22 protein-coding genes are annotated in these 25,919 nt (G+C 70.7%); 11 read left to right on the forward strand and 11 right to left on the reverse strand.

Going from position 1 to position 25,919, the window contains the following annotated elements; all coding sequences use genetic code 11:
* Positions 1 to 23 precede the first annotated feature (23 nt).
* A complete protein-coding gene (locus ACIA3K_RS22555; protein WP_396803465.1) occupies positions 24 to 572 on the reverse strand; it encodes a GNAT family N-acetyltransferase in 549 nt (182 codons plus the stop codon).
* Between the two features lie 135 nt (positions 573 to 707).
* On the opposite strand from ACIA3K_RS22555, the gene ACIA3K_RS22560 reads away from it, so the two are divergent.
* Both ACIA3K_RS22560 and ACIA3K_RS22565 read left to right on the forward strand, forming a co-directional pair.
* Positions 708 to 1,253 (forward strand): DoxX family protein, encoded by a 546-nt coding sequence (locus ACIA3K_RS22560; protein ID WP_396803466.1) that lies wholly within the window; start codon positions 708 to 710, stop codon positions 1,251 to 1,253.
* A 215-nt stretch (positions 1,254 to 1,468) separates the two neighbouring features.
* Entirely contained in the window at positions 1,469 to 2,914 is a 1,446-nt protein-coding gene (locus ACIA3K_RS22565) for a glycosyltransferase 87 family protein (protein ID WP_396803468.1), read from the forward strand.
* Between the two features lie 57 nt (positions 2,915 to 2,971).
* Here the strand turns inward: ACIA3K_RS22565 and ACIA3K_RS22570 are convergent, their stop codons facing one another.
* From ACIA3K_RS22570 to ACIA3K_RS22590, 5 genes are all read right to left on the reverse strand, one after another.
* Entirely contained in the window at positions 2,972 to 3,400 is a 429-nt protein-coding gene (locus tag ACIA3K_RS22570) for a molybdenum cofactor biosynthesis protein MoaE (protein WP_396803469.1), read from the reverse strand.
* Complete coding sequence (locus ACIA3K_RS22575) at positions 3,397 to 4,653, reverse strand: molybdopterin molybdotransferase MoeA (RefSeq protein ID WP_396803470.1); 1,257 nt, start codon at positions 4,651 to 4,653, stop codon at positions 3,397 to 3,399. The genes ACIA3K_RS22570 and ACIA3K_RS22575 overlap by 4 nt, the downstream gene beginning before the upstream one ends.
* Positions 4,654 to 4,793: 140 nt before the next feature.
* The gene (locus ACIA3K_RS22580) at positions 4,794 to 5,264 is read right to left on the reverse strand and encodes a molybdenum cofactor biosynthesis protein B (RefSeq protein ID WP_396803471.1); all 471 of its coding nucleotides are present in this window, start codon (positions 5,262 to 5,264) and stop codon (positions 4,794 to 4,796) included.
* Positions 5,261 to 5,752 (reverse strand): cyclic pyranopterin monophosphate synthase MoaC, encoded by a 492-nt coding sequence (gene moaC, locus ACIA3K_RS22585; RefSeq protein WP_396803472.1) that lies wholly within the window; start codon positions 5,750 to 5,752, stop codon positions 5,261 to 5,263. The genes ACIA3K_RS22580 and moaC overlap by 4 nt, the downstream gene beginning before the upstream one ends.
* A gap of 266 nt (positions 5,753 to 6,018) precedes the next feature.
* Positions 6,019 to 9,096 (reverse strand): AfsR/SARP family transcriptional regulator, encoded by a 3,078-nt coding sequence (locus ACIA3K_RS22590; RefSeq protein WP_396803474.1) that lies wholly within the window; start codon positions 9,094 to 9,096, stop codon positions 6,019 to 6,021.
* A gap of 660 nt (positions 9,097 to 9,756) precedes the next feature.
* Between ACIA3K_RS22590 and ACIA3K_RS22595 the strand changes: the two genes are divergently transcribed.
* From ACIA3K_RS22595 to ACIA3K_RS22620, 6 genes are all read left to right on the forward strand, one after another.
* Positions 9,757 to 12,276, forward strand: coding sequence for a putative bifunctional diguanylate cyclase/phosphodiesterase (locus tag ACIA3K_RS22595; RefSeq protein ID WP_396803476.1), 2,520 nt, complete (start codon positions 9,757 to 9,759; stop codon positions 12,274 to 12,276).
* Positions 12,277 to 12,353: 77 nt separating this feature from the next.
* Positions 12,354 to 13,676 carry a glycosyltransferase 87 family protein gene (locus ACIA3K_RS22600; RefSeq protein WP_396803478.1) on the forward strand — a complete coding sequence of 441 codons (1,323 nt, stop codon included), beginning with the start codon at positions 12,354 to 12,356 and terminating at the stop codon, positions 13,674 to 13,676.
* Between the two features lie 41 nt (positions 13,677 to 13,717).
* Positions 13,718 to 14,350 (forward strand): phosphoribosyltransferase, encoded by a 633-nt coding sequence (locus ACIA3K_RS22605; protein ID WP_396803480.1) that lies wholly within the window; start codon positions 13,718 to 13,720, stop codon positions 14,348 to 14,350.
* A gap of 22 nt (positions 14,351 to 14,372) precedes the next feature.
* A complete protein-coding gene (locus ACIA3K_RS22610) occupies positions 14,373 to 14,771 on the forward strand; it encodes a zf-TFIIB domain-containing protein (protein WP_396803481.1) in 399 nt (132 codons plus the stop codon).
* A 95-nt stretch (positions 14,772 to 14,866) separates the two neighbouring features.
* The gene (locus ACIA3K_RS22615) at positions 14,867 to 15,544 is read left to right on the forward strand and encodes a maleylpyruvate isomerase N-terminal domain-containing protein (RefSeq protein WP_396803483.1); all 678 of its coding nucleotides are present in this window, start codon (positions 14,867 to 14,869) and stop codon (positions 15,542 to 15,544) included.
* A 19-nt stretch (positions 15,545 to 15,563) separates the two neighbouring features.
* Positions 15,564 to 15,758 carry a DNA-binding protein gene (locus tag ACIA3K_RS22620; protein WP_396803485.1) on the forward strand — a complete coding sequence of 65 codons (195 nt, stop codon included), beginning with the start codon at positions 15,564 to 15,566 and terminating at the stop codon, positions 15,756 to 15,758.
* A gap of 78 nt (positions 15,759 to 15,836) precedes the next feature.
* Here ACIA3K_RS22620 and ACIA3K_RS22625 read toward each other — a convergent pair whose 3' ends face one another.
* Positions 15,837 to 18,533: a replicative DNA helicase gene (locus tag ACIA3K_RS22625; RefSeq protein WP_396803486.1), complete on the reverse strand. Its 2,697-nt coding sequence runs from the start codon at positions 18,531 to 18,533 to the stop codon at positions 15,837 to 15,839.
* A gap of 381 nt (positions 18,534 to 18,914) precedes the next feature.
* Between ACIA3K_RS22625 and ACIA3K_RS22630 the strand changes: the two genes are divergently transcribed.
* Positions 18,915 to 20,474: a hypothetical protein gene (locus tag ACIA3K_RS22630; protein ID WP_396803487.1), complete on the forward strand. Its 1,560-nt coding sequence runs from the start codon at positions 18,915 to 18,917 to the stop codon at positions 20,472 to 20,474.
* Between the two features lie 87 nt (positions 20,475 to 20,561).
* On the opposite strand, the gene rplI is transcribed toward ACIA3K_RS22630, so the two are convergent.
* The 4 genes from rplI to rpsF all read right to left on the reverse strand — a co-directional run bounded on the left by rplI (position 20,562) and on the right by rpsF (position 22,218).
* On the reverse strand, positions 20,562 to 21,008 hold the full coding sequence (rplI, locus tag ACIA3K_RS22635; protein ID WP_007453817.1) for a 50S ribosomal protein L9: 447 nt from the start codon (positions 21,006 to 21,008) through the stop codon (positions 20,562 to 20,564).
* A 14-nt stretch (positions 21,009 to 21,022) separates the two neighbouring features.
* On the reverse strand, positions 21,023 to 21,262 hold the full coding sequence (gene rpsR, locus ACIA3K_RS22640) for a 30S ribosomal protein S18 (protein WP_007073789.1): 240 nt from the start codon (positions 21,260 to 21,262) through the stop codon (positions 21,023 to 21,025).
* A gap of 41 nt (positions 21,263 to 21,303) precedes the next feature.
* The gene (locus ACIA3K_RS22645) at positions 21,304 to 21,837 is read right to left on the reverse strand and encodes a single-stranded DNA-binding protein (protein WP_234582687.1); all 534 of its coding nucleotides are present in this window, start codon (positions 21,835 to 21,837) and stop codon (positions 21,304 to 21,306) included.
* Positions 21,838 to 21,927: 90 nt separating this feature from the next.
* Positions 21,928 to 22,218, reverse strand: a complete 291-nt coding sequence (gene rpsF / locus ACIA3K_RS22650; protein WP_007453836.1) for a 30S ribosomal protein S6 — start codon at positions 22,216 to 22,218, stop codon at positions 21,928 to 21,930.
* A 631-nt stretch (positions 22,219 to 22,849) separates the two neighbouring features.
* On the opposite strand from rpsF, the gene ACIA3K_RS22655 reads away from it, so the two are divergent.
* Positions 22,850 to 23,641, forward strand: a complete 792-nt coding sequence (locus ACIA3K_RS22655) for a deoxyribonuclease IV (protein ID WP_396803488.1) — start codon at positions 22,850 to 22,852, stop codon at positions 23,639 to 23,641.
* The gene (locus ACIA3K_RS22660) at positions 23,638 to 25,836 is read left to right on the forward strand and encodes a hypothetical protein (RefSeq protein ID WP_396803489.1); all 2,199 of its coding nucleotides are present in this window, start codon (positions 23,638 to 23,640) and stop codon (positions 25,834 to 25,836) included. Before ACIA3K_RS22655 ends, ACIA3K_RS22660 begins: the two co-directional genes overlap by 4 nt.
* Positions 25,837 to 25,919: the final 83 nt, after the last annotated feature.

Below are 25,919 nucleotides of genomic sequence, written 5' to 3' on the forward strand. Positions count from 1 at the left end.
CGGCGCAGTGGCGGGCCGGCGCGTCAGACCTGGGACCAGGGCGCGGGGAAGACGACCTCACCGCGCGGCGGGGGGCCCTCCTCGCTGGTGGACGGCGGCAGCACCAGCGCCTGCCACGGCTCACCGAGACCGGCCCACGGGCTGCTGAGACCCAGCTCGGTGGCCGGTTCGAAGCCGAAGCGGCGGTAGAAGGCCGGGTCACCGAGCACCACGACCACCCGCTCACCCAGTTCGGTGGCGGCGTCCAGGGCGGCCTGCACCACCGCGCTGCCGTGTCCGACCCGCTGTCGGTGCGGCGCCACGGCCACCGGTCCGAGTGCCAGGGCCGGCACCACGGCACCGCCTTCGGGCCGCACCCGCACCCGGGTGAGCAGCGCGTATCCGACGATCTCACCGCCGTACTCGGCGACCATGGCCAACTCGGGCAGCCAGGCGTCGGTGCCGCGCAGGTCGTCGACCAGTCCCACCTCCGGCGGCGTCTGCACGTCCGGGCGGGCGAACGCCGAGGCCAGCACCCGACGCACCGGGCCGGCGTCGGCCGGGCCCTCGGGGCGGAGCCGAAGCGTCGTCACCCGCGCGACGTTACCCGTCACGCCCCGTCCATCAGCGATGGTCGCTCGACTCGGCGTGGCGCGCGCAGCCCACGGACCGATCCGGATCCGCCGGTTGACCGGGTAGCAAACGCCGCGAGGGGGTATGACTGATCCATGACGCCCGTACGCTCCCTCGCCCGCGCCATGCTGAGCGGCATCTTCGTGATCCAGGGATACCGCAACCTCCGCAACCCGCACCGACTGGCGGAGACCGCCAAGCCGGTGACCGACAAGGTCGCGCCGTTGCTGCAGAAGGCGCACCCGAACTTCCCCACCGACACCGAGTCGTTGATCCGGCTCAACGCGGCGACGCAGGTCGGAGCGGGGCTCATGTTGGCCACCGGGCGGTTCAGCCGACCCGCCGCGCTGGTCCTCGCCGGCACCCTGGTGCCCGTGACCATCGCCGGGCATCCGTTCTGGAAGAACGACGACCCGATCGCCAAGAACAACAACCAGATCCACACCCTCAAGAACCTCGGGCTCCTCGGCGGTCTCCTCCTCGCGGCCGTCGACACCGAGGGCAAGCCCGGCATGCGCTGGCGTACGGGTCACCGCATCGGCCACTCTCGACGTTCCATGCAGCGCGCGGTGCGCACCGCCCGCCGCGAGGCGCGGATCGCCGTCCGGTCGGCGGCCACCGCGCGTCGACTCCCAGGCTGACCTGCCTCGATGCCTCTCGTTGTCACCCCCACCCCCCGCTAAGGCCGCGAATTACCTGAACCACCCGGTAGGCGTTAACGCGGTGGAAATGTCAAAAACATGTGTGGGATCGGACACGGTCGCATAACGCGGGAGGCATTGACGTGAGGCGCCGTTCTAGGCTCCGTGCAGGACCTGGACGGGTAGGACGACCTTGGTACGGGGGTGGCCACGCCATGCCGACGACTGTCGGTAGACGGGCGGACCGCCTCGCCCCAGTTCAGCGCATGACCCGGGGGATCGATCGCAGGAATGTCGTACGGGCCGCCGTCGTGGTCGCCGTCGCCTACGCCGCATGGCTCGCCATCGGCGAGTTCGGGCGACCGTACAACTTCTTCGATATGAAGATCTACCATGGTGCGGTGGTGTGGTGGGCGAGCGGTCACGAGCTCTACGAGTTCATCGCGCCCGGCACCACGCTCGGTTTCACCTACCCGCCGTTCGCCGGACTCGTCATGTTGCCGATGGCACAGCTGCCGATCGGCGCGGCCGGGATGGTCAACGCCCTCGCCAGCGTCGCCGCGCTGGCCCTGGTGCTGGCCGGGCTGCTGCGCCCCATCGTGGACCGGTTGGCGTGGCCACTGTGGTTCACCGTGGCCCTGGCCGTCCCGCTGGCCGTCGCCATCGAGCCCAGCCGCGAGACCCTGGGCTACGGCCAGGTCAACCTCCTGCTCTTCGCCCTGATCATGGCGGACCTCATCGGGCTGCGCTGGCGCTCCCGCCGGGGCACCCACTACGCCGCGACCGACGGTCCGCTGCTGCGCTTCGTCTACGGTGGCGCCTGGGCGGGCGCCGGCATCGGCCTGGCCACCGCCGTCAAGCTCACCCCGGCGCTGTTCATCGCCTACCTGCTGATCACCCGGCAGTGGCGGGTGGCGGCCACCGCGATCGGCACGGCGATCGGCGTGACCATCGGTACCTTCGCGATCGTCGGCGACGAATCGCGCACCTACTTCGGCAGCGTGCTCTGGCAGACCGAGCGCGTCGGCGCGGCCGACATGACGCCGAACCAGTCGCTCGCCGGCCTGCTGGCCCGCCTGTACGACTCGATCGAGACGCCCGGCCTGCTCTGGCTCGCCTTCTCGGTGCTGATCCTGGCGCTGGGCCTGTCCCGGGCGGCCAATTCACGCGCCGAGGGCGACGAGTTGACCGCGTTCACGCTTGTCGGACTGACCGCCAACGTGATCAGCCCGATCTCCTGGACGCACCACCTCGTCTGGGTGATCCCGGCGATCATCGTGCTGGCCGACGCCGCCGTACGCCGCCGCGAGGCGAGCCGGGGCCTCTCGCAGCGCACCGGCCAGGGGCCGGCGTTCGGTGGCCTGAACGGCCTGAACGCCATTCGCCCGCCGATCTGGTATCCCACGCTGACCGGGCTCCGGCACGGCGTCGCCGCGGTCGGGCTCTACCTGCTGTTCCTCATCTCCCCCATCTGGCCGTACGAGCACCAGTTGCCGGAGGTGTCGCACTACCAGGACGGCCTGTTCGGGGCGCTGATGGAGAACTCGCTGGCTCTCGCCCTGATCGTGCTGGTCGCGGCCCTGCCCTGGCGGCCCGGCGCTGAGCCGGCCTTCTACGGCGAACGACTCGCCCGGGCAGTGGTGGTGAACAGCCGCCGCTAGAACCTCGCCTGGCCGCCGTCTGGGCCGGCCGCAGGCCGGCCCAGGGCTATGGCCCGGTCAGGGGCAGTTGACCCACTCCTCGGTGCCGTCGGAGAAGACCTGCCGCTTCCAGATGGGCAAGCGGGCCTTGGCCTCGTCGACCAGTCGGGCACACGCGGTGAAGGCGGCGGCGCGATGCGCCGTGCTCACCGCGGCGACCAGCGCCACGTCACCGATGGCCAACGGGCCGACCCGGTGCGAGACCGCCACCGCGTAGACGTCGGGGTCGGCCGCGATCTCGGCGGCGACCTCGCGCAGCACCTGCGCGGCGCTCGGATGCCCCTCGTAGTCCAGGCTCACCACCGAACGCCCGTGGTCGTGGTCGCGGACGACGCCCTGGAAGGAGACGACCGCGCCGGCCCGACGGTCAGCGACCGCCGCCTCGTGGGCGGCGAGGTCAAGGGGCCGGTCGGTGACCTCGACGACGGTGATCGCCGGCGCGGTCACGACGCCCGCTCCCCGGACAGCAACGGCAGCGGCACGATCGGCACCCGGTCACCCTGCGCGCCGCTGGTGCCCGGTCGGATGACGGCGAACCCGTCGGCGCCCGCGAGGCCGCGCAGCATCGCCGAACCGACGTGCCGCACCGGGTACGCCGTACCGGCGGCCCGGTCCAGCCGAACCAGCGCCAGGTGGGTGTGGTCGCCGCGCCCGGGCACCGCCTCGGCCAACGTGGCGTGCGGCAACACCGGCATCGAACGACCCGCGAGGCCGGCGAGCAGCGGCGCGACCAGTGACACCAGCGCGACGATGGCGGACTGCGGATTGCCCGGCAGGCCGGCGACGAACCGGACCCGCCCGTCCGGATCGGCCAGCCGGGCCAACAACATCGGGAAGCCCGGTCGGACCGCCACCGTGTTGACCACGTAGTCGGCGCCCAGCGCCTCCAGGGTGGGGTGCAGATGGTCGACCGGACCGTGCATCGTGCCGCCGGTGGTGCAGACCAGGTCGGCTGTGGTCAGCGCCGTACGCAGCGCCGCCACGTGCGCGGGCAGCGTGTCCGCCACCGGCCCCACCACGTCCGAGGGGCGGACGTGGCACCCGTACCGCCGCAGCCACGCCGGCACCGCTGGGCCCAACGCGTCCCGCACCCGACCCGCCGCGGGCGGACCCGCCGTCAGCAATTCGTCGCCGAAGACCAGCAGCGCGGCGCGCGGCGCGCGCCGGACCCGCAGCGTGTCGTGGCCGCAGGAGGCGGCCAGGCCGATCACCGCCGGGTCGATCGGCGTGCCGACGGGCAAGAGCTCCTCATCGGCGTACGCCTCCTCGCCCGGCTGCCGCCACTCCGGCGTGCGCCGCGGCGTTCCGCTGACCAGACCGTCGGCGACGGTGGACTCCTCGACGCGCAGCACGGCGCTGGCGCCCTCCGGGACCATCGCTCCGGTCGCGATCTCGACGGTCGTGCCGTCGTCGGTGAGCGGCCCGGGAGTGTTGCCGGCCAGTACCCGCCCGACGATCCGCCACGGCCCGTCGCCCCGGACGGCCCAGCCGTCCACGCTGGAGGTCGGGAACGCGGGCAGGTCGGTGCGGGTGGTCAGGGGCTCGGCCAGGGTCAGCCCGTCGGTGTCGACCAGCGGCCGGGTGACGGCGGGCAGTGCGGCGGCCAGGCCTACCGCGTACACCCGGGACCGCGCCTCCTCCCACCCGGCCGGCGGGGGCGCGGCGACCTGGGCCGCCGTTGGTGTGGTTTCCGTTCGCACCGACCGAGCCTATCGGGACGGACGGACAGCCGGCGCGCTCTGACGACGCGAGACGGGTTGCGGGCCGGCCGATGATCGCTGCGGCGTGGCTGGCTGGTCCGATTCCGCGCGTGCGGTCAATGGTCGCCGCCCCGCGTGCGTCAGTGGTCGCCGCCGCGCAGTTGGTCGACGGTGTGGCCGAGGATCGGCCCCAGCACGGCGAGGCCGTCGCGGGCGCCGCCCGTCGAACCGGGCAGGTTGACCACCAGCATCCGGCCGGCCACCCCGGCCAGCCCCCGGGACAGCACCGAGGTGGGTACCCGCTCCCGACTGTGCGACCGGATCGCCTCGGCGATGCCGGGGATCTCGTAGTCCAGCAGGGCCCGGGTCACGTCCGGCGTCCGGTCGGACGGGGTGACGCCGGTGCCACCGCTGGTCAACACCACGTCGACACCGTCGCTGACGGCCGCCCGCAGAGCGTCGCCGACGGGCTCGCCGTCGGGCACCACCACCGGATCGTCCACCTGACAACCCAACTCACGCAGGCCCGCGACGAGCAGCGGACCACTGGTGTCGGCGTAGACGCCCGCCGCCGCCCGGTTGGACGCCACGATCACCCGGGCCCGGATCACGGCCGGTCCTCCGGCCGCACCCACTCGCCGGTCTTGCCGCCCTCCTTGCGCAGCACCCGGACCGCCTCCACCGAGGCCGCCGGGTCGACCGCCTTGACCATGTCGACGAGCGCGAGGCCGGCGACCGCGACGGCGGTGAGCGCCTCCATCTCGACTCCCGTCCGGTCCGCCGTGCGGGCGGTGGCGGTGATCTCCACGGTGTCGGTCGTCAGGCGCAGGTCGACCGTGACGCCGTGCAGGGCGATCGGGTGGCAGAGCGGGATCAGCTCCGGGGTGCGTTTGGCCCCCATGATTCCGGCGAGCCGGCCCACCGCCAGTGCGTCGCCCTTGGGCAACCCGTCCCGGTGTAGCAGGTCGACGACCTCTTCGGTGGTGCGCAGACGGCCCGCCGCGACGGCCAGCCGCCCGGTCACCGGCTTGGCGGAGACATCGACCATGCGGGCCGCGCCGGCACGGTCGACGTGGCTGAGCTGCGCGGGTTCGGTCACGGCGCTGAGCCTATCGGTGCGGTACGACGCGCGGACGCTCGGAAGGGGCGACGGCACAGCAGCTCGCCGGGTGCGACGGCGCCCCCACTGGGCCGTCACCCCTTCCTGGCCCCCACCCGTCACCGGAGTCGCTGGGGGGTGACCCGGTGACGGGCGTGTCTCGACGACCTGGTTCTGCCCAGGGGCAGAACCTCCCCCGTTCGTCGTTACGAGAAAGAAGCTACCGAGCCCGGCGATAAGAAATCGATAAGTGACGTGTGGGCAGGTCAGCGACCTGTCTCGTCGTCCAGCCCGGCGAGGCGACGCTCCACGTCGAGGCGTTCCGGCACACCCATCCGGCGGAAGATGGCGAGCGCCCGTTCCCAGTGCCGCCGAGCCTCGGCCGGATCGATGCTGGCGAAGTGTTCGCCCAGCCCGGCCAGCGCCCGTCCCTGCTCGTGCGGGTGGGCGATCCGGGTCGCCAACCGCAGCGCCTCGCGGTGCATCTCGGCTGCCTCGCGGTCCCGCCCACGTGCCCGCAACGTGCTGCCCAGCTCGTTCAACGCCACGGCCTCGATGTGCCGTTCGCCGACGTCGGCAGCGAGATTCCGGGCAGACTCATGTTGCTGCTGCGCCTCGGCCAGCCGCCCGAGACCGCGATAGGCGATTCCGAGATCGATGCGGACCTCAGCCTCAGCGTATCGATGACCGGTGCGGTCGCGCATCGCCAATGAGCACAGGAGGATCCGGATCCCCTGGGGTAGATCACCCATGCGGGTACGCACCGAGCCGATGTGACTGAGTGCGTTGAGCATGTGGAAGTCGTCGGAATTGATCCGCGCCCACGCCAGGTGTAGGCGATGCAGCCGTAACGCTTCGGCGTGGCGTCCCAGGGCCATGAGCGCCAGACCCAGATTCGGCAGCAGTATCGGACTTCCCTCGTTCCCGTACACCGTGTCGCGCATGCACTCGAAACCAAGTGCCACCGCCTCGTTGAGGTGGCCGCTCCACAGATAGACGGCGGCGAGGTTGGCGCGGGATCGCGCAGCACCCAGAACGTTTCCTGACCGGTGGAAGTATTCGACCGCGCGGGACAGGTAGTCGAGTGTGCTCTGCTTGTCAGCGGTACGAACGTATGCGGAGGCCAGGTAGTTGTTCATCAACGCCATGGCATCGACGTCTCCGGTCGCCTCCGCGGCGATCAGTCCGTCCTGGTGTGCTCGGATAATGTCCTCGAAATACCCCCTGATGTAGCAGAAGCGCCACAGCGAGCGCGCCATCCGCCAGGCGTGTTCGTAAAACCCTGACTCCCGCGCCGCCGACACCATCGCCACCAAATCGGTCCGGTGGGTCTCCAGCCACTCGCTGCTCGGTTCCCCGATGGATTCGAGCAGCTCAGGACGGCCGATCGACAGGTGTGTGAGCTGAGAGCCGATCACGCCCGCTTCGAGCGTCTCGGCGACCCGCAGAGTCGCCGCCAGCACGAAATCGAACAGCTCTCCCAGCGCGACCTGCCGCTCGGCCGCGGGGTCGATGTGCGAGCACATCTCGACGGCGTACTGGCGCATGAGGTCGTGCAGTCGATAGTGGGTCGCGTCCAGGTCCTCCACCAGGTGCCGATCGGTGAGCTCGTCGAGCGCCGCGCGCGCTGTCGCCACCGTCAGTCCGGTCAGTGCGGCGACAAAAGGGGGGCTTATTCGGCTACCCGGGTAGAGGCCCAGGAAGCGGAAGACCCGCTTGATCGGCTCGGGTAGCGGCTCGTAGGAGGCGGCGAACGCGCCGGTGACCGTGCTGTTCTCTCCGCCCAGATGAAGGAGTACCGACGTCGGACCCGCCATCTGTGCCGCGAGATCCGCCAATCGCCAACCAGGTCGGTGCGAAAGCCGGGCGCCCGCCAACCGGATCGCCAGGGGCAGGTGGCCGCACCGCCGGACCACCTCGAGCGCTGCTTCCGGCTCGGCGTCGACCCGTTCGCGGCCCACGCTCAGGGCCAACAGCTCGACGCCCTCCCCGGACGACATGACCGGCAGGGTCTGCGACGCTCCGAGATCGGGGTGGGTGAGTCGCCGTCGCGACGTCACCAGTACGACTGCGGTCGGCTCGACCGGCAGGAGCGGAAGGATCTGGTCGCTGCTGGCGGCGTTGTCCAAGATGATCACCGACTTCCGGCGGGCCAGCTCGCGTCGCCAGAGTTCGATCCTGCCGTCGAGTTCGACGGGCATCCGCTCGGACGGCACCCCAAGCTGGCGAAGCAGGACGACCAGGGCCGGCGCCGGTTCCACCAGATCCTTCGCGCCATGCCCACGCAGGTCGAGATACAGGCGGGCGTCCGGATACCGGTCGCTCAGCCGGCGGGCCAGGTGCACGGCAAGCGTCGTCTTGCCGCTACCGGCCATCCCGTCGATGACGTGCACGACCGGGACCCGGTCCTCGACACGCCGTGTCTCCGACAACAGCCGTGCCACCACGGCCTCGCGACCGACGAAATCGGTGACCGAGCGGGGTAGATGGTCCACCGGGGTGACCGGTTGTCTCCGCCCGATCGCCGAGGCGCCAGTCGACCCGGGCGCGGACGGACGTCGCACCTCGCTCTCGCCCCGGCCGACAACGGTCACGCGGTTCGGCATCTCGGCGAGGATCCTGCGGCGCAATGCCTCCAGGGTGGCCGCCGGACTCACCCCCAACTCGGTGACCAGGCGCCTGCGGACCTCGTCGTACACGACAAGCGCCGCCGCGTTGTCGCCGCGCGAGCTCAGCGTCCGCATGAGAAGGAGATGCGTCGACTCGCGCAGCGGATGTCGGGCGACCACCTCCCGCAGTGACGGGATCGCGAGGTCACCCCGTCCTGAACGAAGGTGGACCTCGGCGAGGAGTTCCACCGCCAACAGCCGTTCCTCTTCGACCGCGACGGTGCGAGCCGCCAGGACGGGCCCCAGCGGGAGACCGGCAAGCATCGGGCCGTCCCACCGGGCCAGGGCCCGGCTCAACAGCTGGCCAGCCTCAGCCAGGTCGCCGACCGCCAGCGCCTGCCGACCCGAACTCCGCTCCGACTCGAAGCAGAAGACGTCAATCAGGTGCGGCGGCACGTCGAGTCGATAGCCGTTCCGCTGCCGCACGATAGTTCCACGCCCGGGCTGTAATGCCTCAAAGCCTCGACGCAGATTGGCGGCGTATGTCCGCACATTCGGCACTGCGGATCGGGGGGGACGGTCGGGCCATAACTCGTCGACGAGTTCGTCCACGCTCACCAGTTGGCCGGGTTGCACCGCGAGCATTGCGAAGATTGCCTGCTGCTTGGGAGTGCCCATGTGCAACGCGCCGCTTGGGAGTCGCGCGGAAAGGCCGCCCAGAAGCCGAATCTCCACCGTCCCTACTCCAGCCGTCGCGGGGTATTCAATCAGTCACGCAACGAAGCGTACGACCTAGTCCGGCCGCCGGTGGGGCAGCCTTCGCGGATCTCAACTCCGGCCGAACTCCCACCCGGCCGGGAGGTTGCAGTGTGTGAGCGGCAAGTTGCACAACGGGGTCCGCTTGACGGACAACGCCCCACCATCGTCAGATGGTGAGGCGACAATTGGCTCGTCGGGCACCTATCGGGCCCCCGCCAAGGCGCGCCCGCCTTCGCTTCTAGCCGAACCCCGGATGAGTCATCTCGGGGTGAGCCCCCAGACTGTGGGAATAACGCAACCACAATGTTCGAGCAATACCGCTAGCTGGTCAGCCGACACCGGGGGTCATAGCCAGAAGCCTTGACCGCACTCCGCGCAGGACATGTGGACACAACGTGACATAACATCCCCATCTTGACTAATATTGCGCATACCGACATTTATTCTAACTAAATCGCCCTTCCTCCTTTTAAGCTGCCTTTCGTAGGAAGACCCCCCGTTCCGCGGATAGGTCGACTGGGCAGTGAAAGGGGATTGCGATGCGCGGCACCGACTGGAACTGAATGTTTACAGGGGGCGACCGAGGCCTGACGAGAGTAGGCTGCGGGCACGGTGAGATAGCCCCTCGGGAGTGGCGTGACCCTTCCTCAGCGACGCGAGATTGAGACCGATCGGCGGCTACTGCTGCTCGTCGGTCTCGTCGTCGTTACCGCGGCAACGGTGATCGGAACCTCCCTGCCGCCTGCGCTGATCTCGGCAAGGTCGGCGACGGTGAACGACGTAGCGGTGCTCGTCATGCTCACCCTCACGATCGCTCTGGGGACACTCGTCAAGGCCAGGGTGCGCATTCGGTCCACCACCCAATCGATCAGCTGGAACGAGACGGCCATCATCGTCGGTGCGGCCATCGCGCCGACGTCCGTGGTGGTCCTCAGCACCGCGGTCGGCATTGCCCTTGCCTCACTTCGCCTCTCGCCGATGAAGCTGGCCTTCGGCATCGGAAAGAACGTCATCGTTGCCTGGGGAGCCGGCACGGCGCTGGCGATGACGACGTGGACCTGGCCCTCATCGGGGCTGTCCGAGCTGCTCATGCCGTTGACGCTGGCCTACGTAGTCGCGGCTCTCCTGGATGATCTGCTCGCCATCCCGGTCATCGCGCTGGCCTCCCAGACCAGCATCGGAAGACAGTTCCGGGCCAACCTCGACCTTCGGCTCGCCGGCTTCGCCGTGCGCTTCGTGGTCGCCGCCTTCACCCTGGTCATCCTTCAGGCGGAACCCCGCTTGCTGCTCGCCGTTCCACCACTGGTCCTGAGCCTGCACCTCGCCTACTCCGCACGTATCCGGGGTCGCACCGAGCAGCAGGCGTGGCAGCGACTCGCCCGCACCACCGACGCGCTCAACGTGGTCGACCTGGACAACGTCCTCACCACGGCGGTCACCCAGGCCGCCGAACTGTTCTCCGCCGACGAGGTCGAGATCGAGCTGCGCGACGGTGGTCGCACCGTCCGGGGCGCCACCGGTGGCATCACCTTCGACGGGCCGACCGACACAGCCACCGAGGTGGACGGCACCGTCGTGCCCACTCCGCTGGAGGGCCACGACCGCTCCGTCGACATCGGCGTCCTGCGCCTGCGCTTCCGTGGGCCGGTGCGGCTGTCCGAGCGGGAGCAGTACACGCTGCGGACCTTCGCCTCGGCGCTCTGCACGGCGGTCCGTAACGCTCAGGCGTACGCCGAGCTGGCCCGGGTGGCCGACGAGCACGCGTACGCCGCCGCGCACGACGCCCTCACCGGCCTCGCGAACCGGCGGCAGCTGCTCGATCAGGGCACCGAGCAGCTCAGTGCCCGGCACGCCGACGGCGTGACCGCTCTCGTGCTGATCGACCTCAACCACTTCAAGGAGGTCAACGACACCCTCGGCCACGCTGCCGGCGACCAGGTGCTGGTCCAGGTCGCCGACCGGCTGCGCGGGGCCGCCCAGGCGAGCGACCTGGTGGCCCGCCTCGGCGGCGACGAGTTCGCCGTACTCCTGCGCGGGCTGCCGGCCCCGGCGGTGGCCGCGCACCGGGCCGACACGCTGCTGGCCGCCCTGCACGAGCCGTTCGAGCTGGACGGCATGCGGATCAGCGTCGAGGCCAGCGGCGGGATCTCCGTGGCCCCGGCCAGCGGTGGCATGCCCGAGCTGCTGCGCCGCGCGGACGTGGCGATGTACCAGGCGAAGCGGGCCGGTCAGCGGATCTCCACGTACGCGCCGACCCGGGACACCGCCGACCTGAACCGCCTCACCCTCGGCGGTGATCTGCCCCGCGCGGTCGCCGACCACGAGTTCATCGTCAACTTCCAACCGATCGTCGACCTGGGCACCGGCGAGGTGACCAGCGCCGAGGCGCTGGCCCGCTGGCACCACCCCACCCACGGGTTGATCGATCCGCTGCGCTTCCTGGAAGCGGTGGAACGCTCGGGAATGCTGCCAGCCTTCGCCGAGGCGATCCTCGACCAGGCACTGATCGCCGCCGCCGACTGGCGTGACGCCGGCTTCGACGTGCCGGTGGCGGTCAACGTCTCGCCGCGCAGCCTGCTCGACGCACGCTTCCCCGGCTCGGTGCTGGCCCGGCTGCGCGCCCACGACCTGCCGCCCGAGCGGCTGGTGCTGGAGCTGACCGAGACGTTGACGCTCAGCCAACTCGACGTGGTCGACCGGGTCCTCAGCCGGCTCCGCGACGAGGGCGTCCGGTTGGCGCTTGACGACTTCGGCACCGGCTACTCCTCCCTCTCGCTGCTCTCCCGGATTCCCGTGCACGAACTGAAGATCGACCGCAGCTTCGTCACGACCATGGAGAGTTCGGCCGAGGCCGCAGCCGTCATCCGCTCCACCCTCGACCTGGGCCGCAGCCTCAACCTGGCGGTGGTCGCCGAAGGCGTGGAGAGCGAACCGCAGCGGCGGGCCCTCTGGGAGCTGGGCTGCTCGGCCGGCCAGGGCCACCTGTTCGCCCGACCGATGCCCGCCGGAACCCTGCTCGCCACGATGCAGCGCGGCTCGGGGGGCCAACCCGGGACGCTGGCGCCGCCGCTGCACGACACCGGCGCGGTGATCCGCCTCAACCAGACCCGCCGCCAGGCCGGTCGCTCCCGTCCCGACCGCCACCTCCCGGCCTGACCGGGCACCGGCGCCCCGACCAGGCTGCGGCCGGACGGCCAGCGGGGTGAGCAGCGAGATCTGCCAGACTGGCGGCCGTGACCGCCGACGCCCCGACCGCCCTCCACCAGCGCTGGCGGACACTCGACACCGCCGCCGGCGGACTCGCCCTCGACCTGGGTCTCTACACCATGTCGGCCCTGTTCGCGGCGATCACCGCCAGCACGTCGACCCTCCTGCCGCACCGGGCCTGGGGTGCCGTCGCCACCGTCGGCTACCTGGTCACGACGCTGGCGGTGGTCGTCCAACTCATCGTCCGCCGACGTGCCCCCCGGCTGGCCGGGCTCGCCTCCCGCTGGGTGGTGACGGGCCTCGCCTGGGTGACCACCGCACTGGTGCCCGTGCTCTGGCAGAGCATCGAACGGGCCAACGGACGTATCGACCGGGCGCAGGAAGAAGTGCTCGTCGTCGAGCAGGCCGGCATCCGACTGCTCGACCACGGCACGCCGTACCTCGGTCGGGACGCGATCGCCGCCCTGCCAGCCGGCGAGCAACTGCTCGGATACACGCCGTACCAGCCGGGCATGGCGATGTTCGGCGTGCCCCGAGCCCTCGTCGACGTCTGGTGGACCGACGCCCGGGTGTGGTTCGCGTTGGGCACCGCCCTGGCGCTCGCCCTGGCCGTGGTCGCGCTGCGCTCCGCGCCCGCCACCCTCGGCGCGGAGCACCGGCGGGACGCCGCCCTGCTGCGGGGATTGCAGGCCGCCACCGTCCTGCCCGTCTGCGCGCTGACCCTGGCCACCGGCGGCGACGACCTACCCGTACTCGCGCTCTGCCTGCTCGCCCTCGCGCTCGCCGCCGTCGGACGGCCGGGCCGGGCCGGTCTCGCCGTCGGCCTGGCCGGCGCGCTGAAGCTGTTCGCCTGGCCGGTCGCCCTGGTCCTGATCGTCTGGGGTCTGACCCGACGAGCCGGTGCCCGGGTCGCGGCCGGCGCGATCGGGCTACCCGTGCTCGCCCTGCTCCCGGCGTTGCTCGTCGACCGCGGGGCGCTCGCCGAGAACGTGCTGCGCTTTCCACTCGGCCACGGCCTGGTCACCAGCCCGGCGCAGTCCCCGTTCCCCGGTTACCTGATCGCCACCATCCTGCCGGGAGGCCGGCTGATCGCCGCCACCCTCCTGGTCGCGGCCGGCGCCGCCATCGCCGTCCGGCTCGCGCGACGCCCGCCCGGCACCGCCGCGACCACCGCTTCGATCTGTGGGTACGGGTTACTCGCCGCCATCGCCCTCATGCCCTCCACCCGGTTCGGTTACCTGCTCTACCCGGTGGCGCTGCTCGTCTGGGCACCCGCGGTGCACCGCCCGGAGTCCGCACCGACCACCCCGACGCCCGAGCACCTGCCCGGTCGGGCCACATCGGCGTAACCGGCGGGCGAAACGACGTGGCACGGCGTAGACCTGAGGGCATGACCACCTACCGTGACCGCGCCGAGGCGGGCCAGGTGCTCGCCGAGCGGCTCACCGCCCTGGTCGGTGACCCGGACGCCGTCGTCCTCGGCCTGGTCCGCGGTGGCGTACCGGTGGCCCGGGTCGTCGCCGAACGGCTCGGCGTCCCCCTGGACGTGTTGGTCGTCCGCAAGCTCGGCATGCCCTGGGCGCGGGAGGTCGCCTTCGGCGCGCTCGGCCCCGGTGGTGTGCAGGTGCTCAACGACGCGATCGCCAGCCGCCTCGGCAGCAACGACATCGCCGAGGTCAGCCACCGCGAACAGGTCGAGTTGGAGCGCCGCGAGCGGCTCTACCGGGGTGGTCGCCCACCGCTGGACCTCACCGGACGCGTCGCCGTGATCGTCGACGACGGTCTGGCCACCGGCGCGACCGCCCGTGCCTCCGTCGAGGTCGCCCGCCGGCTCGGCGCCCGCCGCGTCGTGGTGGCCGTGCCGGTCGGCGCCCAGGAGGCGTACGAACTGCTGGCCGCCGAAGCCGACCAGGTCATCTGCGCCCAACGCCCGCCGGAGTTCAGCTCGGTGAGCGTCTACTACGACGACTTCCACGAGGTCTCCGACGACGAAGTCATCGAGGCGCTCACAGCAATCGCTTAGGTCGACCGGGTACCGTCGGGTGATGAGTGACCTCATCTGTCCCAAGTGTCGCGGCGAGATGCGCCAGTACGAGCGCAGCGGCGTCGTCATCGACCAGTGTGGCGAGTGCCGGGGCATCTTCCTCGATCGCGGCGAGCTCGAGAAGCTGTTCGAGGCAGAGGCCAACTGGAGTCGCCAGCAGGCCGGGCCGACCGCGCCGGCCCAGCAGCCGGGCGGTTACGCGCCCCCACCCCCGCCGCCGCCGGCCCAGCACCAGCCGGGTTACGGCGCCGTCCCGCCACCGCCGCCCCCGCCGCCCCCGCCGCCCGCGCACGGCTACCCGCCGGCGCCTGCCTACGGCCACCAACAGCAGCACCACGGCTACCACGGCCACTACCGGCACAAGAAGCGCAAGAGCTTCCTCGACGAGATGTTCGGCTGAGCGCGGCCGAGTCTCCCGCCCGGGTCGATCCACGTCGACCCGGGCAACGCCGCGGGTGATTGGCTGGCGCGGCGGTCCGTGCGAGGCTGCACCGCATGACCGCCACCCGGCACGACGAGGCCCTCGCCGAGGCGTACGACGGCATCACCGCAGTGGTCGACGCCCTCGACGACGCTGACCTGCAACGGGCCACCCGATGCCAGGGCTGGCTCGTCGCCGATCTGCTCCTGCACGTGCTCGGCGACGCCCAGCGGGCACTGGTGGCCCTGGCCAGCCCGGTCGACGGTCCCGCCGACGTGGACGACGTCTCCTACTGGCGCGGCTTCCCGGGCGGCGACGAACAGGCAGCCCGGCACGCCTGGTGGATCCGGCGGTCGGCGTCCGCCTTCGACCGGCCGACCGCCATCGTCCGGCTGTGGCGCGAGACCGCCCCGGCCGCGGTCCGCGCCGCCGGGTTCGCGGACCCCGAGGGGTACGTGACCACACAGGGCCACGTGCTGCGCGTACCCGATCTCCTGGCCACCCTGACCACCGAGGCCGTGGTGCACCACCTGGACCTCACGCCGGAACTGCCCGCCGCGCCGTCACCCGGACCGATGGCGGTGGGCGTGGCGGTGTCCACGATGGATGGCCTGTTGAGCGACGACGCCGTACGCCCCGCCGGATGGGACGACCAGGAGTTCCTGCTGAAGGCGACCGGCCGGCTGCCGCTCACCGACCGGGACCGGCTGGAGTTGGGCGAGGCGGCGGGCTGGTTCCCTCTGCTGGGGTGACGTGATGAACGATGGGGACATGGATCCTTCAACCGACATGCTGCCGAAGATCGGTGCGCCGGCCACGCGCGCCCTGCACGGCGCCGGTTACACGACCCTGCGCGAGCTGGCCGGGGTGCCCCGTACGGAGTTGGCCGCACTGCACGGCATGGGCCCGAAGGCGCTCGACATCATCCAGGCCGCTCTCGAGAAGCACGGCCTCAGCCTGGGGTGATGCCTGTCCCGAGCCGTTGCCCCGGGCGATCCGGCCGTCGGCGGATCGGCGAGCCGCACGGCGCGCCGAGGACGCCGATCATCCGATGGCCATGTCCACGAATCGCGACAGGTGCAGTTGGGCTGCGACCGTCACCGTGTCGGTCGGACCATTTCGATGCTTGGCAACGATGAAGTCCGCTTCGCCCGCCCGCGGTGACTCCTTGTCGTAGTAGTCGTCGCGGTGCAGAAGGATGACAACGTCTGCATCCTGCTCAATCGAGTTGTGGGTGGCGATGCCGTTCGCCACGAAGTTGTGCTTACCGAGCACTGTCGCGTCGAACACCTCCTGCTCACCGATCGACTCGATGGACACGATCGAGTCCCAGAAGATGTCGTTGGTCGCGTGCAGGTCGAGGTCGGCAGAGTCGAGCACTGCGGCAACCGCCGCGAGCCGAGAGCGGCTGGGCGCGCTCTTCCAGAGCGCACTGCCGCAGAACTGGGTGCCGATGGCCTTCGCGAACTCACGGTGGGACATCCCCTGTTCGACCAGGATCTCCTTGACCGTGTCCCACACCTCGCGCGGCACCGTGTCGACGTTGGTGTTGCTTTCCCTGAGTTCCAGAGCCGCAAGCAGAACAGCACAGCCCTCCGACCGCTGACCATGGACTCCGATCTCGCGTAGGAACCTCAACTGGTCGTCGCGGCCGGAGATGTCAAGCGTGTACTGGGGACGGTGGCCTACCACCGGCACGGCCCGAAGGCGGGCAGTGATGCCGTACCTCAGAAGCAGCCTGGAGATGTCCTCCAACATCCGCCGACTCGTAGACGAGAAGTAAACCCGTCCGCCACGGCCTGAACTGTTGGCGGTGACCGAGCCGTCGGTGGCCCAGAGATGCCGCAGGAAGACGGTGACCTGCTCCTTGGGAAGTCCGAAAACCGAGGATGGAACAAACTTCTCGTGCGACCGCAGACCAAAGAGGCCCAAGCCGTCCAGCCACTCCGCTATCGGGTTACGCCGGCCTCGCGCCAGCCGGAAGGGGGCAGGCAACCGCAGGGTGGTCACCCTCGCGGCCGCATAGTCATCGCGCACGGCGGTGATGCCGAAGTGTTTTGCCGCCTCCGTCACCGCCTGCAGGTTCAGCTCGTCCCGGCTTGCATAGCGAATCGGCTGACGTCGCACGAAGGAGCCGTCGCCCAGCAGGTGCGCCAGCATGACAACCTCTGCTTCAGCCCAGGGCCGGATCGTCATCGGGGGCGGCAGGTGTCGTGGCGTAGCGATGCGGTCTCCCGGTGCCAGTTCGCCCAGCGGCACCCATCCCGTGAAGGCGAGGAAGGGGTGGTTCGCCGTGGCGTCGACCTGCTTGCCTGAGGCCAGCGTCAACCGGAACACCTCACGGGTGCCGCTCGGGAATACGTGGGTCATGGTGCGGGGGGTATAGCGAAGCCCTTCGTCGAGTGCCCAGACTGGAATGTCTCTTGTCCGGTTCGACAGCAGTTCGCCAAGCGTGATCTCCGCATTGTTATCTGCACGTACGACTCGGGTATCCGCAGTGAGACACCCCGATTCACGCAAGTCGGACAATTGAGGCCGCTTGTCGGTGCGCTGCTCCGGGCCACGGTTCAGCTGACTCACCGCGATGACCGGGCACTCGACCTCCTTGGCCAGCAGCTTGAGGCCACGGGAGAGGTCGGCGACCTCCTGCTGCCGACTCTCGGTGCGCTTGGGCGAGGTCATCAGCTGGAGGTAGTCGACCACGATCATCTTGAGGTCGTGCCGTTGCTTGAGCCGGCGGGCCTTCGCGCGAATCTCCATCAGGTTCATGCTCGGCGTGTCGTCGACGAACAACGGCGCCTCGCTGATCTCACCCATGCAGCGGGCCAGCTTGGTCCAGTCGTCGTCGGAGAGCTGCCCGCTGCGCAGGACGTGCAGCGGGACCCGCGCCTCGGCCGAGAGCAGTCGCATGACGATCTCGACCTTGCTCATTTCCAGCGAGAAGATGGCAGCGGCCTGGTTGGCGCGGATGGCGGCATTTCGGGCAAAGTCCATACTTGCGGTCGATTTGCCCAAACCAGGCCGGCCGGCCACAATGATCAACTGCCCCGCGTGCAGGCCGTTGAGCAGCCGGTCCAGGTCGCTGAAGCCGGTCGGCACGCCCGTCATCACGCCGCCCTGCGCGCCCACCGCCTCGATCTCGTCCAGGGTCGGCTGGAGCATGTCGGCCAGGATCGCGAAGTCCTCGCTCACCCGGCGTTCGGTGACGTCGTAGACGGCCTGCTGGGCAAGGTCCACGACGTCGTCGACGTCGCGGCTGCCGCCGCTGGCGGTGCCGTAGCCCAGCTGCACGATCTTGGTGCCGGCCTCCACGAGCCGGCGCAGCACGGCACGCTCGCTGACGATCCGCGCGTAGTACGAGGCGTTGGCGGCGGTGGGAACGCTGGCGATGAGGGTGTGCAGATAGGGAGCCCCACCGATGCGGGCCAGGTCGCCCGAGTCGGTCAGGGCGGCGGCCACGGTGATCGGGTCGGCTGGCTCACCCCGGCCGTAGATGTCGAGGATGGTGTCGAAGATGGTGGCGTGCACCGGCCGGTAGAAGTCGTTGGTCTTGAGGATCTCGACGACGTCGGCGATGGCGTCCTTGGAGAGCAACATCCCGCCGAGGACGCACTGCTCGGCGGCGACGTCCTGGGGTGGAGTCTTGTCGAACCCGCCGTCCCGCTGCACGGGTGGCTGACCGTTGCCGGACCGGGCCTCCGCCCGCATGTCGTCGGTGACCGACACCGGTCCCCCCTCCACTGCGTCCGATCCGTCCCAGCTCTACCGCCCGGGTACGACACTGCTCCCGACCGAACCGGTCGATCGGGGGCCATCGCGCCGGCGGTCGAGGGCCAACCATACGGACCCCGAGGTCAGCCACTCAACAAGCACGGTGGACGAGCCTCGGGACAACCTGTGGATGCCGGTGGACGAGCATGTGCGCAGGGTGTGCACAGCCTGTGGACAACTGCTGGGGAATTCTCGGCCGCAGGTCGTTGACCTGGGAATATGTGGTCCCCAACCTGTGGAGGAGAATATTTCGGTCGGTTCTTTTACACGATCTTCCCGTACTATCTCCAGCGAACGGCTACACCTGGACAGCGGATCACGCTTTGGGTTCAGAAGGGTCACACTCCGGCCGTGAGTTACCGGGACTGGGGACGCGGGGAGGGCAGCCCGCGGGAGCGTCCGTCAACCGCCTCGTGGGGTCGGCCCGCGCTGCCCGCTCCGGCCGATCCGTACGACGAGGACGCGCCGTACCGCACCTCCAGTCGGCGGCGTGCGCGGGACCGTGGGCAGGACGAGCCGGTCGACGCCTACCTGCCGCGGTGGGCGCTGGAATCGGGTGTCCAGCGTGCCGACGGTGGTGGACGGCACGCCGCTCCCGACGAGGACGAGGTCGAGGTCGAGCGCCCGAGTTCGGGCGCCGGCTGGCGCGGCGCCGAGACGACCGGCCGGCGACGGGCCGACGCGAGTGGTCGGCGTGAGCAGCCGGCGATCAGCGCGAGCGCGTGGCGGGCGCAGCCGGCGATCGGCGCGGGTCCCGATTCGGACCACACCCGGGAGTGGACGCTCGACCGTCCCCAGGAGCAGGGCTACGCGGGCCGCCGACGCGCCGACTCGGCGGAGGAGGAGCCGGTCTCCGGCGCTGCCGCAGACCGTCGTCCCCGTCGCGCGCCGGCCGGTCGTCCGCAGGTGATCTGGTCCGGTGGGGACCTGGAGGCCGGCTCGGCCGAGGCGGCGTCCCGCCCGGAGGTGAGCCGACCGACGCGGCGTAGCCGGCGCGCGGCGGAGGAGTCGTGGACGCGTCCGGCGGTCGATCCCTGGGAACGCGGGTCGGAGCGGCCGGCGGAGCCGGATCCGTCGTACGCGCCAGCGGTGGACCCGTGGGACGCGTCGGGTGTGCACGCGTGGCCGCCGCCCGGCCCGGACACCACGGACCTGAGCGGGCAGTGGTCGCAGGGGGAGAGTGCCGGCGGTTGGGAGCGGTCGGACCGCACCGGCCAGTGGGAGCGGTCCGCGGTCGAGGACGACCAGTGGGACCGGACGCTGCCACCCCGCTCGGACCGACTGACGGAGGGATGGCCGAGCCGGGACAGCGGTTTCTGGTCCGGTACGCGGTTGTCCGGTGACGATCCGCGCTGGATGGACACCACGACAACGTCGGCGCCTCGGTCGCCGGTGGTGGGTTACACCGCCCCGCGACCGCGTAGTGCGCCCGTACCCCCTCCCGGTGCCGTACGTCGGGCGGACCGGTCGCCGGTCGGTACGGCGTCGGTACGGCGTCGGGTCGAGTCGGTGGCGACGGGCGGCTGGGCGCGGCGTCTGGAGGATGACCTCCTCGACCCTGATCCCGGTGGGTCGGTCCGGCCGCTGCTGTACACCACCGCCTGCTACGTGGTGCCGGCTGTGCTGATCTTCCTGTGGTTGCTGACGCTGGACGGGCAGGCGCCCGCCGGTTGTGTCACCGACATCTCCGGGGGTGGCTGCGACTCCGCACGGTCGCGTGCGTTGGAGTCGTTGCTCGCCGGCTCGCCGCGTTTCGGGTTGGCGCTGGTGAGCAGCCTGGTGGTGGCGGCGCTGCTGCGGCGGGTCGGCACGACGTGGCGGTCGGCGACGATCGCGCTCGCCGCGGCGGTGGTCGGTGGTGGTCTGTCCACGGTGCTGATCAGCGCGGTGACCGGTCAACCGATCGGCTGAGGCTGGCGAGCCGGGCCACGTGTGGCGTATGCGCGAAGGCCCGCACCGATCGCTCGGTGCGGGCCTTCTTCGTGGTCCAGCGGGTCGTCAGCCCTGAACGACGTTCAGGTTGAACGACGCGGTGACCTCGGGGTGCAGCTTGATCTTCACCGGGTAGGTGCCGGTCGACTTGATGTGACCGGGCACCTCCAGCCGACGACGGTCGAGGACCGGACCGCCGGCGCCCTTGACGGCGTCGACGATCTCGGCCGAGGTGACCGAGCCGAAGAGCCGCCCGCCGTCGCCGGCGCGGGCCTTCAGGTTGACCTTGAGACCCTCGAGCTGGCCCTTGACCTCGTTGGCGTGGTCGAGGTCGCGGATCTCACGGGCCGAGCGGGCCCGCTTGATGACCGTGACCTGCTTTTCCGCGCCCTTGGTCCAGGCGATCGCGAAGCCCTGCGGCAGCAGGTAGTTACGGCCGAAGCCGTCCTTGACCTCGACGATGTCGCCCGGGGCACCGAGGCCGGACACTTCCTGAGTCAGGATGATCTTCATATCGGTGCCTCCTTTCAGCGGGCCGTTGCGGTGTACGGCAGGAGCGCCATCTCGCGGGCGTTCTTGACCGCGCGGGCGATCTGCCGCTGCTGCTGCGAGGTCACGCCGGTGACCCGCCGAGCGCGGATCTTGCCGCGGTCGGAGATGAACTTGCGCAGCAGCGCCGTGTCCTTGTAATCGATGTAGGTGATCCCGTCCTTGTCGAGCGGGTTCACCTTCTTCTTAGGCTTGCGAAGTGCCGCAGCCTTGGCCATTGACCTTGCTCCTGGTTTGCGATCGCGGGCGCTCGGCGCCATTAGAACGGAGGCTCCTCGTCGAAGTTGCCGCCCGAACCGGCACGCGCGGGAGAGGGTGCGGCCGAAGCCCAGGGGTCGTCGAAGTTGCCTCCGCCGCCACCCTGGCCACCACCACCGCCGCCACCGAAGCCGCCGCCACCGCCACCGGAGCGGGACATCTTCTGCACCTTCGCCGTGGCGTAGCGCAGCGACGGGCCGATCTCGTCGACCTCAAGCTCGATGACAGTGCGCTTCTCACCCTCGCGGGTCTCGTAGGACCGCTGACGCAGCCGGCCCGAGACGATCACGCGGGCGCCCCGCTGCAGCGACTCGGCGACGTGCTCCGCCGCCTGACGCCACACGGTGCAAGCAAGGAAGAGCGGCTCGCCGTCCTTCCACTCATTGGTGGTCTTGTCCATGAAACGGGGCGTCGAAGCGACCCGGAACTTGGCGACCGCCGCACCGGACGGGGTGAACCGCAACTCGGGGTCATCGGTCAGATTGCCGATGACCGTGATGGTGGTGTCTCCTGCCATGACCATCTCCTCGCGCACTCAGCGTCTCGTCGTACAGGCTCTCAGAGCCGTACGACAGAGTCGCGGAGGCTGATCCGGGCGAACCGGGTTGAATGCCGGACAGAATGCTTAGCGCATCTCCGGCCGGATGACCTTGGTGCGCAGAACGGACTCGTTCAGCCGGAGCTGACGGTCCAGCTCGGCCACGGCAGCAGGCGTGGCCTGCAGGTCGACGACGGCGTAGATGCCCTCGGCCTTTTTGTTGATCTCGAACGCGAGGCGCCGGCGGCCCCACACGTCCGTCTTCTCAACCGAGCCACCCGCGGTCCGAATCACGTTCAGGTACGTGTCGAGCGACGGGGCGACGGTGCGCTCCTCGAGGCTGGGGTCGAGGATCACCATGATCTCGTAATGACGCAAGACGTGCTCACCTCCTGTGGGCTAAGCGGCCACGGTCCTTCCGTGGCAGGAGGTCGTGCGTCGCTGCCCGCACGTGCCGGGGGAACCCGGCCGGACGCGGACAACCTGACCAGGATACCCGGTCCGGACGATCATGCCCGGGGCGGTCGGGTCGGCGTCGGGGACATGCCGACGGGGGCCCGCCACCCGACCGTCACTGGTCGATGGCGAGCCCCCGTCAACGAGGCCGCGGAGCGTCCCGTCCGCATTCCTTGGGTGGGACCTGGGGAGGAACGACCACACCGATGAGGTTGGACCGGAGACGCCCCGCGGAGCTTTATCGTGTTGTTATCTGACGATACAACGGGTGTCGTCCCGTGTAGGGGGAAAAGGCAGAAATTTCCGAGATTCTGGATCCGGGCCGATCTGGTACGACGACGGGGTCTCCCCCCGCGGCGCCGGGCCGCGCCGCAGGGGTGACCTCGCTGTCGGGCCGACGAACACCCGCTGGCCCGTACCCGGGCGCCTCGTCGCGCCCAACCCCGGGCCGCTCGGCGGATCCCATCCCCTCAACGATCGTCCGACGGCCGGAGTGACGACATCGCGCCGACCGTCAGCACGCCCGCCGTGCTCCCGACGTAGGCTCGCTGCCATGCGTATCGGAGCCCACGTCGATTCGACCGACCCGCTGGCGGAGGCAGCCGCACGGTCCGCCGACACCGTGCAGTTCTTCCTCTCCGACCCGCAGGGATGGAAGGCACCCAAGCCTCGGGAGGACGCCGAGCGGCTGCGGGCCAGCGAGGTCGACCTCTACGTGCACGCGCCGTACGTCATCAACGTGGCGACCCTCAACAACCGCATCCGGATCCCCAGTCGCAAGCTGCTGCTCGGGCACGCGACCGCAGCGGCCGAGATCGGCGCCAAGGGCCTGATCGTCCACGGTGGACACGTCAACGCCGGGGACGACCTGGCGGTCGGCTTCGACAACTGGCGCAAGACCTTCGCGTACGCGGCCGACTCCGGCGGGTTCGGCGTGCCGGTCCTCATCGAGAACACGGCCGGCGGCGACAACGCGTGCGCCCGCCGGCTGGACGCGCTGGCCCGGCTCTGGGACGCGGTCGGCGACTACGAGGTCGGCTTCTGCCTGGACACCTGCCACGCGTACGCCGGGGGTGAGGAGCTTCTCGGCCTCGTCGACCGGGTCAAGGCGATCACCGGCCGGATCGACCTGGTGCACGCCAACAACTCCAAGGGCGCGTTCAACTCGGGGCAGGACCGGCACGACAACCTCGACGGCGGGACGATCGACCCGGAGCTGGTGGTGGCGGTGATCCGCGCCGCCGGGGCGCCGGTGGTGGTCGAGACCCCGGGCGGCGTCTCGGGCCAGGCCGCCGACATCGACTTCCTGCGTCAGCAGCTCCCGACGGAGCGCCCGGCAGCATGACGACCGGCCAGTCCAAGCCGGGGAAGGCTCGGCCCGCGTCCACCGGCGACGACCCCATCCGACCTGCCGCGCCGCCCACCGGCGACACTCCGGCCGCCTCGCCCGGAACCACCGCGAACGGCGCGACCCGCGACGACCCGGCGCAGGGAAAGGCCCGCACGAGCGCCGGCACGGCCGCGAAGGGCGCCGCCGACGAGCAGGCCGGCGCGACCACCGCCGGCACGGCCGCGAAGGGCGCCCCCGGCAGGAACGGTCGCGCCAAGGGCGGCGCGGAGAAGGCCGACACGGCCAAGAGCGTCGGTACGACCAGCGACGGCGAGAAGGAGGCCGACAGCGAGAAGAAGGCCGACGACGCCAAGGACGCCACCGCCAAGGACGGCGAGTCGCCCGCGAAGGCGACCAACGAGGCCAAGCCGGTCGACCCCGACCGCTGGGAGGCGTTCGCCTCGGCGCCGGAGCCCCGGCCCAGCTGGCTCACCCGGGCCGCCCGCCCGGTGGGCCGGTCCCTGATCCACGAGTGGACCCTGGCGGCCCTCACCTCGTTGGCGCTGGCCGTGCTGATGACCTGGCCGACGCTGCGCTACCCGCGCTACACCCTGCCGCAGGACACCTGGGACCCGAGCCTCCAGGCGTGGCAGATGGCATGGTCCGGCCACATCCTGCTGGCCGACCCGGCCCGCCTGTGGCAGTCGAACACGTTCTTCCCGGAGCTGTGGAGCTTCGCGTTCTCTGACACGCTGCTCGGCTACGCCCCGGCCGGGATGCTCGGCAGCGGCCCCGAGGACGCGGTGCTGCGTTACAACATCATGTTCGTGCTGGCGCACGCGCTCGCCACGCTCGGGGCGTACGCCCTGGCCCGGCAGCTCGGGGCCGGCCGGATCGGCGCCGCCGTCGCCGGCGTCGGCTACGCCTACGCGCCGTGGCTGCTTGCCCAGGCGGGGCACCTGCACGTGCTCTCCAACGGTGGCATTCCGCTGGCCCTCGCGATGCTCGCGCGGGGGCACGGCTGGTCGCTGCGCCACGGCTACCGGCCCGACCGACGACACGACGGCTGGGTGTACGGCGGTTGGCTGGTGGCAGCCTGGCAGATCAGTCTCGGCTTCGGCATCGGCCTGCCGTTCGCGTACTTCCTGGCCGCCGCCGCGCTGGTCGCCGCAGTGCTGTTCGGGGTGAAGTGGCTGCGGTCCGGTCGTACCCTGCCGTTCGGCCGCCGGCTGCTCGTGGCCGACCTGGTCGGCGGGGTGTTCTTCGCCGGGGTGGGCGCGCTGATGGCGTTCCCGTACTTCCAGGTGACCGAGCTGCACCCGTACGCCGAGCGGAGCGTCGGCGACATCGCCATCTTCTCGCCGCCCGCGTCCGGCTTCGTGACCGCGCCCGCGGAGTCGCGGATCTGGGGTGGGTTGCACGAGGGTGCCCGCGCGGCGCTGCCGTTCCACGCGGAGATGACACTGCTGCCGGGCTTCGTGCTCTACGCGCTGGCGTTCGGCGGCCTGTTCTTCTCGGTCTGGCGGCTGCGACACCGACTGTTCCTGCTCGGCGGTGTGCTGGTAACGATGGTGTTCGCGATGGGCACCCGCTTCTTCGACGGCACCTTCACCTACGTGCCGCTGTTCGAGCACGCGCCGGGATGGAACGCGCTGCGTACCCCCGGGCGGTTGATGCTCTGGATCACGTTGCTGCTCGCGCTGCTCGCGGCCGGCGCGGTCACCGCCCTCACCGACCGGGTCCGTGAGCTGGCCGCGCAGCGGGTGCCGTCCTGGCCCGGGCCGTGGCTGCGGATCGCCACGCTGTTGCCGCTGCTGCTGGTCACCGTCGAAGGGTTGAACACCACCCCGCATCCGGTGGTGCCGAGGCAGCCCGCCGCGATGCGCTCGGCGGAGGGTCCGCTGCTCGTGCTCCCCAGCGACCAGGGCCTCGACCAGCACGTCATGCTCTGGTCGACGAGCGGATTCCCGGACGTGGCGAACGGCGGCAGCGGCTTCACGCCCCGGCAGCTCGACGAACTCCGCCGGGCCAGCCAGTCGTTCCCCGACCCGAACAGCGTCAACTACCTGCGCACGTACGGCGTGCGGACGGTGGTGCTGCTACGCGACGAGGTGCCCGGCACGCCCTGGGAAATCACCATCGACGCGCCGGTCGAGTCGCTCGGCATCACGCGCCAGGAGGTTGGCGACGCCGTGGTGTACCGGCTCTGACGCGCTCTTCCCTGGGGCGGTTTGCGGGGGGAGCCCGCCCGGCTCCGGGCGGTCAGGCTTGATCCCTGCGCCGGGCGGGCTCC

Origin of the sequence: Micromonospora sp. NPDC051543, assembly GCF_044454415.1 — a bacterium.
Taxonomy (GTDB): Bacteria; Actinomycetota; Actinomycetes; order Mycobacteriales; family Micromonosporaceae; genus Micromonospora.

Excerpts from the sequence above, each read along its gene's own strand:
- rpsR (WP_007073789.1), bottom strand. The coding sequence starts at position 21,262 with ATGGCCAAGGCTGCGGCACTTCGCAAGCCTAAGAAGAAGGTGAACCCG.
- ACIA3K_RS22565 (WP_396803468.1), top strand. The coding sequence starts at position 1,469 with ATGCCGACGACTGTCGGTAGACGGGCGGACCGCCTCGCCCCAGTTCAG.
- ACIA3K_RS22620 (WP_396803485.1), top strand. The coding sequence starts at position 15,564 with ATGGATCCTTCAACCGACATGCTGCCGAAGATCGGTGCGCCGGCCACG.
- ACIA3K_RS22605 (WP_396803480.1), top strand. The coding sequence starts at position 13,718 with ATGACCACCTACCGTGACCGCGCCGAGGCGGGCCAGGTGCTCGCCGAG.
- ACIA3K_RS22660 (WP_396803489.1), top strand. The coding sequence starts at position 23,638 with ATGACGACCGGCCAGTCCAAGCCGGGGAAGGCTCGGCCCGCGTCCACC.
- ACIA3K_RS22560 (WP_396803466.1), top strand. The coding sequence starts at position 708 with ATGACGCCCGTACGCTCCCTCGCCCGCGCCATGCTGAGCGGCATCTTC.
- rplI (WP_007453817.1), bottom strand. The coding sequence starts at position 21,008 with ATGAAGATCATCCTGACTCAGGAAGTGTCCGGCCTCGGTGCCCCGGGC.
- ACIA3K_RS22615 (WP_396803483.1), top strand. The coding sequence starts at position 14,867 with ATGACCGCCACCCGGCACGACGAGGCCCTCGCCGAGGCGTACGACGGC.
- ACIA3K_RS22610 (WP_396803481.1), top strand. The coding sequence starts at position 14,373 with ATGAGTGACCTCATCTGTCCCAAGTGTCGCGGCGAGATGCGCCAGTAC.
- ACIA3K_RS22655 (WP_396803488.1), top strand. The coding sequence starts at position 22,850 with ATGCGTATCGGAGCCCACGTCGATTCGACCGACCCGCTGGCGGAGGCA.